We start from the raw sequence: 14493 nt of genomic DNA on the forward strand, positions 1-14493 counted from the left end.
TACGACACCTGCGGTACCGGATCAGCAGTCACAACCGCAGTCGCAGCAGTCGCACCCGTCACAGCAATCGCAGCAATCGCAGCCGCAGTCACAGCAATCGAGCAGTCGCCGCAGTCGGTGCCCTTGCAGAGGCCGTCCTTGCGCTCACGGCTCCACGGGTCCTCGTACTCGCCGCAGCACAGCTGGCACGTGCAGGCCAGCCCTGCCCACACCGCACAGCCCGCGAGCAGCCCACGCCGTTCACGCCGCGGGGGCGGCGGCGCCCCGTGCGCGCAGAGGGCCGTACCGAAGGCGCGGTCGACGGAGGTGCGCAGTTCGTGGACGAGCAGGCGGTGGGCGAGTCCGCTGTCGACGAAGTCCACCTCACGCAGCGCGAGCCTGATCCCGTGCACGGCGTCGTCGGCGAGCCGCCGGGCCTCGGCGAGCGGGGTTCCGGTGGCGGTGAGCGGGTTCCAGGCACCCGACGCGGCGTCAGTTTCCCTGTCCTCGACCGCGTCCAGAAGATGCGCGAGCCTCCCGAACAGCCGCCCGGCCTCGGCGAGCGGCTCGGCGTTGCCCGGCCGTCCGGCCAGGACCGCGGTGTGCGCGAAGGCCGCCGCGGTCGCCGTCTCGGTCGGTTCGGTGACCGTCAGAACCGGCGTCCCGGGCTCTGCAAGGGCCTCGATACCGGTCTGCCGGTCCACGGCGTCCACGAGCACCGCGGTGTCGAACCCGACGGCGGATCCGGTACGGGCCCCCGCCGTGTCCCAGCTCGAGGCGACCCGGCGAGCGGCGAGCGCCACCGGTTTCCGCGCCAGCAGCCCGTCCCCGTCGGCGAGGTGGTCCCGGACCTTGGCCGAGGCGAGCACCAGCGACACGGCGGCCGCGAGCCGCGCCCCTTCCCCCTGCGCGACGGATGCGGTACGCATCCCGCGCAGCGGACAAGGCCCTGCCGTACGACGCCGTCCGGCATCCTGCTCGGCCTGAGCCTCCGTCAGAACGGATATGAGCAGCCCGTCGTAGTTGGTCACGACCCGTGCGAACTGACCGTGGTCCTTGCGCAGTGCGAGACACAGACCGCACAAATGGGCAACCCATTGGGACTTGAGGTTCTCACCGAGCCGATGCCGACAAGGCCTGACGATTCCGAACACGACGATCCCCCCGTGGCTCGTGTGACTTTCGGTGCTGGTGCTGCTTCTGATACGGCGTTGAGCTGCCGCATCGTACCGACCACTGCGTTCACCCGTACGCAGTGCCCGTCACCCGTACGCCGTGAAGAATCATATTTCACTCACAGTCAGCATCTGCGTACAGCACGACCCTTGGGAAACGCGGGCTCTCGACGGATTCGCTCTGCACCAGTACCGTCACAAACCCCCCGTGCGGCGTCTATCCACTTGGCGCGCCAACCGCATCATGGATGACCATAGGGATGCGGAAAGCAAGAAGGACCGCTGTGAGAGGAGGCGTCCATGGGATCGGTACGCAAGGCGAGTGCCTGGCTTGGCCTCGTTGACGACAACGATGACGAGCGTTACTACGACGACGACTACTCCGAAGGGACCGAGCAGCCCGGGGATGCCTGGGTCACCGACCCGCGGGTCAAGGTGGCCTCGGACACCGCCGAGGAAAAGGGCCGCCGTATCGGCACGGTGACCCCGGACAGCTTCCGGGACGCCCGCGCCATCGGCGAGCTGTTCCGTGAGGGTGTCCCGGTGATCGTGAACCTCACCGCCATGGAGGCGTCCGACGCCAAGCGCGTCGTCGACTTCGCGGCGGGGCTCATCTTCGGTCTGCGCGGTTCGATCGACCGTGTCTCCAACCGCGTTTTCCTGCTCACCCCCGCCGACACGGAAATCATCAGCGGGGAGCCGGCCTCGCACCGTTCGGACGGTTTCTTCAACCAGAGCTGAGGCAGGGCCGCTCACCGGCCCTGCCCCCGCGCAGGGTTCACCGGAATGCGTCGAGTCCGGTGAGCGCCTTGCCCAGTACGAGCTGGTGCATCTCGACGGTGCCTTCGTAGGTCAGCACCGACTCGAGGTTGGTGGCGTGCCGCATGACGGGGTATTCGAGCGAGATCCCGTTGGCGCCGAGGATCGTCCGTGCCGTACGGCAGATCTCGATGGCCTCTCGTACGTTGTTGAGCTTGCCGAAGCTGACCTGCTCGGGACGCAGGCGGCCGGCGTCCATGCGCCGCCCCAGATGGTGGGCGAGCAGAATCCCCTTGTGCAGTTCGACCGCCATGTCGGCGAGTTTGGCCTGGGTGAGCTGGAATCCCCCGATGGGCCGCCCGAACTGCTCCCGTGACTTCGCATAGTCGACGGCGGCCTCGAAACAGCTGCGGGCCGCGCCCATGGCGCCCCAGACGATCCCGTAGCGGGCGTGCGAGAGACAGCTGAGCGGTCCCTTGAGGCCGACGACCTCCGGCAGTACGGCATCGGCGGGCAGCCGTACGTCGTCGAGGACGAGTTCGCTGGTGACGCTGGCCCGCAGGGACCACTTGTGCTTGATCTCCGGTGCGGAGAACCCGGGGCTGTCGGTGGGCACGACGAAGCCGCGGATCCCGTCCTCCGTCCGGGCCCAGACCACGGCGACGGCCGCCACGGATCCGTTGGTGATCCACATCTTCCGCCCGTTGAGGACCCAGTCGCCGCCGTCCCGCTTGGCCTGTGTGCGCATCGAGGCCGGGTCGGACCCGTGGTCGGGCTCGGTCAGCCCGAAGCACCCGATGGCCTCACCGGCGGCCATGCGCGGCAGCCACTGCTGCTTCTGCTCCTCGCTGCCGAACCGGTGGATGGCGTACATCGCGAGGGACCCCTGCACGGAGACCAGCGACCGGATCCCGGAATCGGCGGCCTCCAGCTCCAGACAGGCAAGCCCGTACTGCACAGCACTGGCCCCGGCACACCCGTATCCGCTGAGCGACATACCGAGGGCCCCGATACCACCGAGTTCGCGGGCCAGCTCCCGGATCTCCGGCAGCTCCCCCTTCTCGTACCAGTCGGCGACGTACGGCAGCACGCGATCCGCAGCCCAACCGCGAACCGTGTCCCGGATGGCCAGGTCCTCGGGTTCGAGCAGGTCGTCGATGCCGAGCGGGTCGGCCGGGTCAAAGGGGGGCAACTTCGAGGACGCAGACATGAGGACCCTCCGGCACGCGAAAAACTAGCACCGCTAGTTACAACTTTGAAGCCGACGTTACGGTGCAGTTTCGTCTACGTCCAGTGCAGCGCGCCCCCTGGGGACGCGGGGCTGTGTCGATATGCGGCTCCGCCGCGTGGGCGCGACCAGCCACAACGGCGCCGCAGACAACAAAACGACCCCGCGGCGGAGCCGCAAAATCGGTCAGGCCGAAACCCGCGAGTCGGCAACTTCCCGAGGCGCCGGCAACTCCACAGGCACCGCGGACTCCCCACAGTGCATGATCCGCGGCAACCGCAACGCCATCACCGCCCCCAGCAGCAACAACCCCGCACTGACCAGCAAGGTCACATGCAACCCATGCACAAAGGAGTCCCGCGCGGCCCGCCGCAGAGCCACCCCCACGGGCCCGCCCAGCTGCGCGGCAACCTGATACGCCTCGCCCAGCGAATGCGAGGCGGAGGCCGAGGCCGACGAAGGAACTCCAGGCACGGACGCCAGTCCGGGCGTGTACGCGGCGTTCATCACGCTTCCGAGGAGCGCAATGCCGATCCCCGCCCCCAGCTGGTACGAGGTCTCGCCGATCGCCGCAGCCCCACCGGCCTGCTCCGGCGGAGCCTCGCTCAGCATCGACTCGTACGCCCCGAAGAGCGTGGTCTCCAGGCCGAAGCCCAGCAGCATGAACGCGGCCACCATCAGCCCCGCGTTGTCGGAGCCGCCCATCACGGTCAGCAGCACCACGGCCCCGGCGGTCAGGCAGAACCCGAAGGACACCATCCGACGCGGGCCGAAGCGGCGCAGCATCCGTGCGCCCGCGAGCCCCGCCGCCATCGCCGCGAACGTCAGCGGCAGCAGCCGGAGCCCCGTCTCCAGCGGCGACAGCCCCAGCACCAGCTGCAGGTACTGCGCCGCGATCAGCTCGAGACCGACCAGCGCGAGCATCGCCAGCACGATGCAGCCCACGGCGGTACTGAAGGCGGGCCGCGCGAACATCCCGAGGTCCACCAGCGGATGCGTACGACGCCGCTGCCGCCGTACGAAAAGCAGCAGCAGGAGGGCGCCCACGACGAGCGGCGCCACGGTGAACACGTCCAGCTCGCCGCCGCCCAGCCGCTTGACGCCCAGCACCACGCCGAACAGCCCGGCGGCAGCCATCAGCGCGCCGACCACGTCCCAGGGACCGTCGCCGGCGCCCCGCGACTCGGGCAGCAGCAGCCGGCCCACCGGCAGGCTGACCAGCATCAGCGGGATGTTGACGAGGAAGACCGAACCCCACCAGAAGTGCTCCAGCAGGAAGCCGCCGAGCAGCGGCCCTACCGCCGCGCCGACCGCGGCGACCGCGCTCCAGACACCGATCGCGAGGGCCCGTTCCCGCCGGTCGGGGAAGACCTGGCGGAGGATCGAGAGCGTCGCGGGCATGATCATCGCGCCGCCGACGCCGAGCAGCGCCCGCGCGAGGATCAGTACCTGAGGGTCGTGGGCGAGGGCCGCGAGGCCGGAGGCGAGGCCGAAGAGGGCGTAACCGAGCAGCAGGATCCTTCTGCGGCCCACCCGGTCGCCGAGCGTGCCGAAGAGGATCAGCAGCGAGGCGCAGACGAGGGGGTAGACGTCGACGATCCAGAGCAGTTCTATCGCGCCGGGCCTGAGGTCCTCGGTGACGGCGGGGACCGCCACGTGCAGCACGGTCGCGTCGACCGCGACCAGCAGCAGGCTCACGCAGAGGACGACGAGCACGACCCAGCGGTTTGCACCGGCCCCGGCCGCCCGACGGCGCAGCGCAGCGGCGGCCGTGGTCGTCCCGGACATGTACGTACCTCCCAGATGTTCCCTCGCGGTCGGCGGGCACACGGGGTGGGGACTCCCCGTGATCTCGGCCGGAGAGGAGCGGTGGTCTCCGGCCCGCGCAACGAAGGCGAGTGACACGTCAGCGTACGCGAGTTCGTGTAAAGGTCACGTGGTGGACCTCTCAGAGTTCGCACAGACCGGTGTGGCGTACGCCACTCCCCCTCCTCCTGAGCCACGCCCCGCCCGGCCTCCCGGTTCCGTCGGCCGTCGATAATCGAGCCCGTGACCGACCTTGTGACACGCGTTGCGCCGCCACGCGAGACGGCCCTGCGCCGTGCGGCCCCGGCCCTCCTCGGGTACGTGGCCGTGCGCGCCCTGGGCCTGCTCGTACTGGCCCTGTGGAGCGCCGCGCGCGGCAAGAGCGCGTACACGCTGCTGACGGCCCGCTGGGACGCGCTCTGGTACACGAGGGTCGCCGAGCTCGGTTACGGCTACGAGGTGCGGCTGCCCAATGGCGACGTGCACTCGAACCTGGCCTTCTTCCCGCTGCTGCCCTGGTTGGAGCGGGGCCTGGCGGCGGTGAGTCCGCTGTCGTACGCCGACGCCGGTTTCGCCGTGAGCCTGCTCGCCTCGCTCGCGGCGGCCTGGGGGATCTTCGCGGTCGCAGAACATGTGTACGGCCGCAGGGCCGGGGTGTGCGCGGTGCTGCTGTGGGCGGTGCTGCCCGTCGGGATCGTGCAGTCGATGGCGTACAGCGAGTCGCTGTTCACGGCGCTCGCCGCCTGGTCGCTGTACGCGGTGCTGACCGGCCGCTGGCTCACGGCGGGCGCGCTGGCCGCGCTGGCGGGGCTGACCCGGCCGGTCGGACTCGCCGTCGTCGCGGCGGTGTGGGCGGCCGGGACGGTCTCGTTCGTGCGAGAGAGGAGCGCGGCGGACGCGCGCGCGGGCGAGTGCACTCCCGCGCCGCCCGGGGACGGCTCCACGCGGCGCGTCGGGCCATCCGGCGGCGCACCGGACGCACCACGCGCCCCCGCGGCCGTACGACGCGCCCTGGCCATGCTCCTGGCCCCGCTGGGCGCCGCCGGCTACGTCCTGTGGGTCGGCCACCGCACCGGCGGGGGCCCGCTGGGCTATCTGGACGTCCAGGCGGGCTGGCGCAACGGCTTCGACGGCGGCCTGGCCTTCGCCCGCTTCGTCGCCGGAAAGTTCACGTCGTTCCCGTCGGCGCTCGCGGCCGCCGCGATCGTCCTCGGGGTCGGCCTTGTGGTGTGGCTGTACGTCGTCTGCGTACGGCAGCGCCAGCCGCTCCCGCTGCTGGTCCACGCGGGCGTGGTCACCGCGCTCGCCCTGTGCGCGTCGAGCTACTTCGGCTCGAAACCGCGCCTGCTGCTGCCCGCCTTCCCGCTGCTGCTGCCCCTCGCCCTGGCCCTGTCCCGGCTGCGTACGTCCAGGTCGGCCCTGGTGGTGGGTGGTGTCGCGGTGGCATCGGCCGTGTACGGAGCGTTCTGGCTGAACGGCTCCGGTCCTCCATGATCGACTCGCCGGGCCGGTGAGCGTCCGGGGAAATCAACCCCAGCATTCGGTGAACGAATTCGGAAGTCCCATAAAACTGATTCGCGGAATGATCAAAGGAATTGAAGGGAGCGGCCGCCGGACATTGCGGATTCCTTGGAAATAAACCCGCTGCTGAGAGGAATCCCACATCACATCGTCATCACAAAGCAGCTGAAGAGACGGAGAACTTACCTCACTCGCTGTAACGTCGATTGGGTGCGTACCGAACGAAACCTCACCCGTCTGGACCGGGTGTTCGCCAGACTGGACAGGGAGCCGGAACGACCGGCCCACATCGATGTGCCGAGGATGAGCCGGCACCGGGTCGCGTTGCTGACCGGGACCCTGGCCTTCTACCTGGCGATCGTGTATCTCGTGGTGACCACGTCGTGGCTGGTCCGCTTCGACTGGCAGGTCATGTTCTTCCGGCCGTACCAGCAGTGGCACAACATCCACTGGTTCGTCGACTACTACGTCGTGCTCGGCCAGCGCGGCCCGACCGCGGTGATGGTCGCGGCCTGGCTGGGCTGGCGCTCCTGGCGCCAGCACACCCTGCGCCCGCTGCTGACCCTGGGCGCCTCACTGCTGCTGCTGAACATCACCGTGGGCGCCGCCAAGATCGGCATGGGCCGCCTCGGACCGCACTACGCGACCACCATCGGCTCGAACGAGATGGGCATGGGCGGCGATATATTCCCCAGCGGCCACACCGCCAACGCCGTGGTGACCTGGGGCATCCTGGCCTACCTCGCCTCCACGCCGAGAGCCCGCCGCTGGCTGTCCGCCCTCTCCGCACTGACCGCCCTGGGCGTGGGCCTGGCCACCGTCTACCTCGGTACGCACTGGCTGAGCGACGTGCTCCTCGGCTGGGCCGCCGGCCTGCTGATCCTGCTGGCCCTGCCGTGGTGCGAGCCGGGGATCGCCAAGGCCGAGGTCGCCCTCTTCGACCTGCGCGACCGCTGGCGCGCCCGCAAGGGTGCCACCGCGCCGGCCGCCCCCGTGGGCGCTCCGGTGCGGCTCAAGCCGCGTACGGCCGCACAGGACGAGGCCGCCGCACGCGAGACGGTCGGCTCCGGGGCCCGTTCGGGCCGGGCGCCCGTCTACCTGGCCCCGGGCCCGCACACGGCCCGCTCGGAGCGCACACCGGTCACCCCGGCCGGCAGCCGCCGCCCACCGCACGCGGACCGCATCCCGCGCGGCGCGACGACCTCCACGGCCCGCCCCCTGGCGGGCGGCTGAGAGCACACCGGCGGGGCCGGTACGCACAACCACCCCCGCACGGCGAAGGCCCCGGTTCCCGTTCGGGAACCGGGGCCTTCGTCATCCGTCAGCCCTTCCAGGCCCGCACCACCCGGCCGTCCTCCACCTCGAAGTTCAGCCGGCCCGTGCGGTACTCCATCGTGATGATCGCCCCCGGCGGCAGCGAGCGCACCGTGGACCAGCCGCGCTCCCGCGCGCGCCGCTCGGCGCCGGCCGCATCGAGGCCGACATACGCGTCCGGGCTGTCCTGGGGCTCCGCCTGCGGAGTGGGAATCGGTGCCATGCCGCCACGCTAGGCCCTGTCCCGCGGCCGGGGAAGGCGGGGCCGTCCCACGGGGCCCGTATCCCCCTCCTGTCACGCTTCTGTCACAGGATCACGACAGGTGTTTCGGCTCATGTGACATCAACTACTGCGCTGCGGGTGTCACACGTACGAGCGGTTCCGCACCGGTTCCGTAGGCCTTCCGCAGGCAATCGAACGTAATTCCCGCGTGTCGCGGCCGCTCGCCGAATAGCCCGTCGGAAAGTGCCGTGAGAACTGATCCCGGACTTCTTTCGGGTCCGATTCCCGGCGGGGTTCGTGAGAGCTGACACCGCGTAGAAAATACACGGTTCCAGCACAGAACCCCCGCACACCCCCTGTCGGAGCGCGCGACGGCGCGCGCATCATGACGTGAGCTCGCGGGCGGGGGTGGGCGCGGGCTTCAGCGGGCCCGGGGCGCGACGAGCGAAGGGGCGAGCGAGCGATGGGGACCCAGACCGTGCAGGCCGCGGCGCAACCCGTGCCGACCAGTCAGGGCCGGGTGATCGTCGACTGGCTGACGACCACCGACCACAAGAAGATCGGGCATCTCTACCTGATCACCTCGTTCCTGTTCTTCCTCACCGGCGGGGTGATGGCGCTGCTGATGCGCGCCGAACTCGCCCGGCCGGGGCTGCAGATCATGGACAACAACCAGTTCAACCAGCTGTTCACCATGCACGGCACGATCATGCTGCTGCTCTTCGCGACCCCGATGTTCGCGGGCTTCGCCAACGAGCTGATGCCGCTGCAGATCGGCTCCCCCGACGTCGCCTTCCCGCGGCTGAACATGCTGTCGTACTGGTTCTTCCTGTTCGGCGGCCTGATCGTGCTCGGCTCGCTGCTCGTGCCCGGCGGTCCCGCCGCCTTCGGCTGGTTCGCCTATGCGCCGCTCAACAGCGCGGTGCGCTCCCCCGGCGTCGGGCCCGACCTGTGGATCATGGGGCTGGCGCTGGCGGGCTTCGGCACGATCCTCGGCGCGGTCAACTTCATCACCACCATCATCGGGATGCGCTGCCCCGGCATGACGATGTTCCGGATGCCGATCTTCACCTGGAACACGCTCTTCACGTCGATCCTGATCCTGATGGCGTTCCCGGTGCTCGCGGCCGCGCTGCTGTGTCTGGAGGCGGACCGGCGGTTCGGCGCGCAGGTCTTCGACTCGGGCAACGGCGGGGCGCTGCTGTGGCAGCACCTGTTCTGGTTCTTCGGCCACCCCGAGGTGTACATCATCGCGCTGCCGTTCTTCGGCATCATCACGGAGATCATCCCGGTCTTCAGCCGCAAGCCGATCTTCGGCTATCTGACGCTGGTCGGCGCGACGATGTCGATCACCGGGCTGTCGGTGGTGGTGTGGGCGCACCACATGTTCGTCACCGGCGCGGTGCTGCTGCCGTTCTTCTCGTTCATGACGTTCCTCATCGCCGTGCCCACCGGTGTGAAGTTCTTCAACTGGATCGGCACGATGATCAAGGGCTCGCTGTCCTTCGAGACGCCGATGCTGTGGGCGTGCGGCTTCCTGGTGACGTTCCTGTTCGGCGGTCTGACCGGGGTGATCCTGGCCTCGCCGCCGCTGGACTTCCATGTCTCGGACACCTATTTCGTCGTGGCGCACTTCCACTACGTGGTGTTCGGCACGGTCGTCTTCGCGATCTTCGGCGGCTTCTTCTTCTGGTGGCCCAAGTTCACCGGCAAGATGCTCGACGAGCGGCTGGGCAAGATCCAGTTCTGGACGCTCTTCGTCGGCTTCCACACCACGTTCCTGGTGCAGCACTGGCTGGGCGCGGAGGGCATGCCGCGGCGGTACGCCGACTATCTCGCGGCGGACGGCTTCACGGCCCTCAACACCATCTCGACGATCGGCGCGTTCCTGCTCGGCATGTCGACGCTGCCGTTCCTGTACAACGTCTGGAAGACCGCCAAGTACGGCGAGAAGGTCGAGAGTGACGACCCCTGGGGCTACGGCCGCTCACTGGAGTGGGCGACCTCGTGCCCGCCGCCGCGGCACAACTTCACGATCCTGCCGAAGATCCGCTCCGAGTCCCCGGCGTTCGACCTGCACCATCCCGAGTTCGCGGCGACGCCCGAGGAGCCTCTCGGAGAAGAGCGCGAGAAAGCCGGTCCCGGGCCGTCCTGATCGCCTCGATGAGCTCGGTGGGCTCCAGAACCTCGAAGTCGAAGCCCGTCATCATCACGTGGATCACCATGACGTCGAGGCTCGCCGCCCCGGTGCGCAGAATGCAGGCGTCGGCGCCGTCCGCCTCCAGCTGCCCCGCCGAGGGCGAGATGCGCTCCGCCGCCTCTTCCAGGGGCGCGAGCAGCCGGACGACGGCATGGGAGGCGTACGCGCGCGTGGAGACGCCCTTCGAGACGTACGCGGCGAGGTCGTCGGCGGGCGGGGTGCGCGGCGCGAAGCGCGGGCCGTGCGGCGGCTTCGGCGTGATGCGGTCGACGCGGAACGTACGCCAGTCCGCGCGCTCGAGGTCCCACGCGACCAGGTACCAGCGGCGCTCCGAGCACACCAGACGGTGGGGTTCGACGGTCCGGCGGCTCGAAGCACCCCCGTGGTCGCTGTACTCGAAGCGCAGGCGCTCACAGTCCCGGCAGAGGTTGGCCAGTTCGGTCAGGACGGCCGGGTCGACGGCGGAGGGCTGCGGGCCGCGCAGCATCGGCACGGTAAAGGCGTTCAGGGCGCCCACCCGGCGGCGCAGCCGGTTCGGCAGCACCTGCTCCAGCTTGGCGAGGGCCCGGACCGAGGTCTCGCCGATGCCCTCGATGCCCTGCCCGGCGGCCGTGCGCAGCCCGACGGCGACGGCGACCGCCTCGTCGTCGTCCAGGAGCAGCGGCGGCAGCTCGGCGCCCGCGCCCAGCTGGTAGCCACCGCCGGTGCCGGGGCTGGCGTTGACGGGATAGCCCAGCTCGCGCAGGCGGTCCACGTCCCGGCGCACGGTGCGCGCAGTGACACCGAGACGGTCGGCGAGATCGGCGCCGGACCACTCGCGGTGGGCCTGGAGGAGCGAGAGCAGACGCAGCAGTCGTGCCGAGGTCTCCAACATGGGGCCGAGTCTGCCAGCCGTTGCGGACCGCCGCTGTCCTAAAGGGGATCCTGGAGCGACGGGCTGACGGCGGTGACGGACACGGACAGGTCGTTGTCCCGTGTGTAGTAGGGCCCGGCCTCCACCGGGCCGTACGGCGCTTCCACACGCACACGTGGATAGGTGAACACGGGCTTCTTGTCGGCCACGTCGTCGAGCAGCCGCGCGATCCGCACCGCCGGTCCCGCCTCCCCCGCGGGCCGCAGCCACAGGTCCCACAGGCCCGGCTCCAGAGCGCCGTAGACCACCTTGAAGCGGAACTCGGTGCGGTCGGCGAGGACTTCGGTACGCCGCACCGGAACGGGCGCGTGCCGGCCGCGGAGCTCGGCATGGGCGTCCGGGCCGAGCCCGATGCCGTACACCCGCCCCGGCACCGTCAACACACCCTGTCTGATGCGCAGCTCGCCCGCCTCGGCGTGCGGGGCGCGCACCCAGCTGCGGACGGTGAGGTTGCCCTGCCGGGTCGCGTACGGGATGCGGACGGCGACATGGCCGTGGGAGCCGCTGGGGGTGCGGGCGGCGAGCGAGCGCAGATCGGTGACCCCGGGCGCCAGACGGCGCGGCTCGCCGGCGTCCACGCGCGCGTAGGCGTCCCAGCGGCCCTCGGGGAGGGCGACGATGCTGGGCAGCGCGGCACGCAGCCGGCCGTCCCCGGCGGGGGTCAGCGGCAGATACACCTCGTCGTGGCTGTCGCGGCGGCGCAGCACGAGCAGGGCCGTGGCCGTCTCCCCGACCGCGCGGACGTCGAAGGTCAGGCCGCCCGCGGAGTCGGCGATGCAGTCGGCGCGCAGCGGTGTGGACTGCGGAGCCAACGTTGTCATGCGGTACGGATCCCTTCTCGGCCGGTGTTCCTGGGTTAGACCGTCGGACAGGCACTTTGGTTGCCCTTTACCTCGGACTACGGCCGATACCGGTCTACGGCTGGTAGGAGAGCTGCGGCACGTCGAAGCAGTTGCTGTTCATGTCCCCCTGGGACACCCAGCCCCTGCCGTCCTGCCAGCGGGCCACCGACAGACAGGTCCGGCGGTCCTTCGGCGGCTCGGCCAGCCGCTCGAAGACGACGGGAACCAGCAGCCCGCCCGCGGTGTAGTTCTCACTGCGGTTCATGAAGGCGTCGACGCACGCGCGCGTGATGCCCGTCCGTGCACAGGACTTGGCCGCGTCCGTGAACCACATGGCGGCCGCCCAGCCCTCCAACTGCCACTGGGAGTGCGTCTTCAGGGCCTTGGTGGCGTCCCGGAACTGCCGTACGGCCGCGTTGCCGGTGTCCTCGTAGTTCCGGCTGGAGCCGGTCGCCCAGAGGGCGTTGCGGCAGCGCGGGGAGTCCTTGTAGTCGTCGGGGACGGTGGACGTCCAGTTCTGCACGTTGGTGACCTTCGCGAGGACCTCGGCGCCGACCTCGTCCATCGCCTTGCACAGCTGGGCGTTGCCGTGGGTGTCGATCGCGTCGAAGACCAGGTCGGCGCCCTGCTCCTTCAGATCGGCGGCGGCGGCACGGAAGTTGGGCAGCGCGAAGTCGACCTGTTCGGTGACCACCTTGTAGCCCTCGGCCTTCAGCCCCTGTTCGACGAGACGGGCGTAGGCGGCGGACGCGGCCTGGTTGTAGGACACGACGGCGGCCGTGCGGGCGCCCTTCTCGCGCTTGAAGTAGCGGTAGACCTCCGTGCCGCCGTAGAGCTTTCCGTTCCAGCCGGGGGTGCCGTTCCTCGGGGCGAGGCTGCCGTAGATGCCGTACAGGTGCGGCCAGGTGTCGTAGGCGGCGCCGATGGGCTGGCCGCCGATGTCGGGCACGCGCGCGTGGGAGACCCGGGAGGCGCCCGCGTAGTCCAGGGCGGTGGTGGCGACCAGGGCGACGACCTGGTCCTCCTCGATCAGCCGGTGCACGCAGGTGTTGTTGCCGACGCCGCTGCCTCCGTCGTCGCACTCCCGGACCTCGACCGGGTGCCCGTCGATGCCCCCGAGCGCGTCGAGCCGGTCGAAGAAGGCCTTGGCGCCGTCGCGCGGACCGGTGAAGGTGTTGCCGCCGACCGGGCTGGTGGCGCTGGTGATGATGCCGACGCGGACGGGGGTCCCGCCGGTGGGCGCGGGCGCGTTCGTGCGGCCGCCGTGCTCGAAGTCGCTCTCCGGCAGGCGGCTGCCGCAGGCCGTGCCCAGCAGGAGCAGCAGCGCCGCGGTAGCGCACTCAGCAGCCGGGGAGAGCCGACGCCGAGGCATTGCCGCTCATACCGACCAGTGCACAGAGGGTGTTCACGGAGACCTTCCAGGTGCCGTTCTGCTCGACGGCCGTCCCGGAGGCGTTCGGCAGGGCGGTGGCGCCCTTGAGGGTCAGGTTGTACGTCACGGTCGCCTTGGTGGGCGAGGTGAAGTCGACCTTCGTCACCTGGGCCTGCACCTGTCCGCCGCGCTGGTCACCGCCGAAGGCCTTCAGGACCAGCACCATCCTGTCACCGTTCTCCAGGACGGCCAGCTTGTCCTTGACGGGCGTCTTCGGGTCGAAGAACTTCGCCCAGTTCTGCTTGATCTCCTTCGTGGCGGCGGCCGGATCCGCGGGCGCGGTGGCCGGTGCGCTCGTCGTCTTCTCCACGGACGGCGTGGGGGGTGTGCTCTCGCTCCCGCCGCCGCTGTTGTCGCTGCAGGCCGCGAGCACCGGGGCGAAGATGAGAACAAGGGCGGCCGCGAACGCCGTGCCCCGTCCCGCCGCCCTTGGGCCGCGCCCCCTTCGTACCTTCCCCCGCCTGAGGTCGCTCCCGAGAACCATCTGGCTCACCACCGGGTGTCGGTCCGGGCAAGGTGCGCCCGGTGCTTTCAGGGTCAGCTTCCAGGAGGCATAGTGCAAGCCATTGGCTGACATGGACAGGCACATGCACAGAAACGCGACGTGTGGGAGCCAGTTATGCGGACAGCCCGACTGCGGACCGTGCACCCCGTCCTGTGGGCCGGCTGGGCCGCGCTCGCCTCGGGTGCGGTGCTGTGCGTCATCGGCTGGTACGGCATCTCCGGTGAGCGCTACGCCGAGCGTCAGCTGCCCTATCTCGCCTCCTGCACGGTCCCCGGCGCCGCACTGATCATCGCCGGGTCCGTGCTGCTCACCCATGGGCGCAACGCGCTCGCCGCCGCACGTGTGGAGGAGCTCTACGGCCTCCTGGTCGCCGCCGGGTCCGCCGACGCCGACGAGTCCCGGCAGGCGGCCGCCCTGCCCCTCGCGGTCAGCGGTGACCTGCTGATGGTGCCGGGCGGCACGCTGTGGCACCGCGCGGACTGCCCACTGGTCTCCGGGAAGGCGGAGGCCGTACCGGTCGACTCGAAACTGCTGCAGAGCGGCGAGCTGGGCCCGTGTCCGATCTGCGAACCCGCCGACGAGACCGACTGAAGCCT

11 protein-coding genes and 2 pseudogenes are annotated in these 14493 nt (G+C 70.2%); 5 read left to right on the plus strand and 8 right to left on the minus strand.

What is annotated here, in order from left to right:
* Window positions 1-21: 21 nt before the first annotated feature.
* Window positions 22-1133, minus strand: a pseudogene (locus ACFY1E_RS15615) (DUF5685 family protein).
* A gap of 321 nt (window positions 1134-1454) precedes the next feature.
* Between ACFY1E_RS15615 and ACFY1E_RS15620 the strand changes: the two are divergent.
* Entirely contained in the window at window positions 1455-1895 is a 441-nt protein-coding gene (locus ACFY1E_RS15620) for a cell division protein SepF (RefSeq protein ID WP_115909036.1), read from the plus strand.
* A 37-nt stretch (window positions 1896-1932) separates the two neighbouring features.
* On the opposite strand, the gene ACFY1E_RS15625 is transcribed toward ACFY1E_RS15620, so the two are convergent.
* Both ACFY1E_RS15625 and ACFY1E_RS15630 read right to left on the minus strand, forming a co-directional pair.
* Entirely contained in the window at window positions 1933-3123 is a 1191-nt protein-coding gene (locus ACFY1E_RS15625; protein ID WP_389075890.1) for an acyl-CoA dehydrogenase family protein, read from the minus strand.
* Window positions 3124-3327: 204 nt separating this feature from the next.
* Window positions 3328-4929, minus strand: a complete 1602-nt coding sequence (locus ACFY1E_RS15630) for an MFS transporter (RefSeq protein ID WP_389075893.1) — start codon at window positions 4927-4929, stop codon at window positions 3328-3330.
* Window positions 4930-5190: 261 nt separating this feature from the next.
* Between ACFY1E_RS15630 and ACFY1E_RS15635 the strand changes: the two genes are divergently transcribed.
* Together ACFY1E_RS15635 and ACFY1E_RS15640 are read left to right on the plus strand one after the other, a co-directional pair.
* Entirely contained in the window at window positions 5191-6441 is a 1251-nt protein-coding gene (locus ACFY1E_RS15635) for a mannosyltransferase family protein (protein WP_389075895.1), read from the plus strand.
* Between the two features lie 237 nt (window positions 6442-6678).
* On the plus strand, window positions 6679-7701 hold the full coding sequence (locus ACFY1E_RS15640; RefSeq protein WP_389075898.1) for a phosphatase PAP2 family protein: 1023 nt from the start codon (window positions 6679-6681) through the stop codon (window positions 7699-7701).
* Between the two features lie 88 nt (window positions 7702-7789).
* On the opposite strand, the gene ACFY1E_RS15645 is transcribed toward ACFY1E_RS15640, so the two are convergent.
* Window positions 7790-8005 carry an I78 family peptidase inhibitor gene (locus ACFY1E_RS15645; protein WP_266953865.1) on the minus strand — a complete coding sequence of 72 codons (216 nt, stop codon included), beginning with the start codon at window positions 8003-8005 and terminating at the stop codon, window positions 7790-7792.
* Between the two features lie 463 nt (window positions 8006-8468).
* On the opposite strand from ACFY1E_RS15645, the pseudogene ctaD reads away from it, so the two are divergent.
* A pseudogene (gene ctaD / locus ACFY1E_RS15650) lies at window positions 8469-9992 on the plus strand (cytochrome c oxidase subunit I); the annotation flags it as partial.
* 43 nt (window positions 9993-10035) lie between these two features.
* On the opposite strand, the gene ACFY1E_RS15655 reads toward ctaD, so the two are convergent.
* The 4 genes from ACFY1E_RS15655 to ACFY1E_RS15670 form a co-directional block, all read right to left on the minus strand.
* Complete coding sequence (locus ACFY1E_RS15655; RefSeq protein WP_389075901.1) at window positions 10036-11079, minus strand: helix-turn-helix transcriptional regulator; 1044 nt, start codon at window positions 11077-11079, stop codon at window positions 10036-10038.
* Window positions 11080-11117: 38 nt separating this feature from the next.
* Window positions 11118-11939 (minus strand): hypothetical protein, encoded by an 822-nt coding sequence (locus ACFY1E_RS15660; protein ID WP_389075903.1) that lies wholly within the window; start codon window positions 11937-11939, stop codon window positions 11118-11120.
* 94 nt (window positions 11940-12033) lie between these two features.
* Window positions 12034-13332 carry an ABC transporter substrate-binding protein gene (locus ACFY1E_RS15665; RefSeq protein ID WP_389075905.1) on the minus strand — a complete coding sequence of 433 codons (1299 nt, stop codon included), beginning with the start codon at window positions 13330-13332 and terminating at the stop codon, window positions 12034-12036.
* On the minus strand, window positions 13301-13876 hold the full coding sequence (locus tag ACFY1E_RS15670) for a hypothetical protein (RefSeq protein ID WP_389075907.1): 576 nt from the start codon (window positions 13874-13876) through the stop codon (window positions 13301-13303). The genes ACFY1E_RS15665 and ACFY1E_RS15670 overlap by 32 nt, the downstream gene beginning before the upstream one ends.
* A 135-nt stretch (window positions 13877-14011) precedes the next feature.
* Between ACFY1E_RS15670 and ACFY1E_RS15675 the strand changes: the two genes are divergently transcribed.
* A complete protein-coding gene (locus ACFY1E_RS15675; RefSeq protein ID WP_389075910.1) occupies window positions 14012-14488 on the plus strand; it encodes a hypothetical protein in 477 nt (158 codons plus the stop codon).
* Window positions 14489-14493: the final 5 nt, after the last annotated feature.

This window comes from Streptomyces sp. NPDC001604, assembly GCF_042893475.1.
GTDB lineage: Bacteria > Actinomycetota > Actinomycetes > Streptomycetales > Streptomycetaceae > Streptomyces.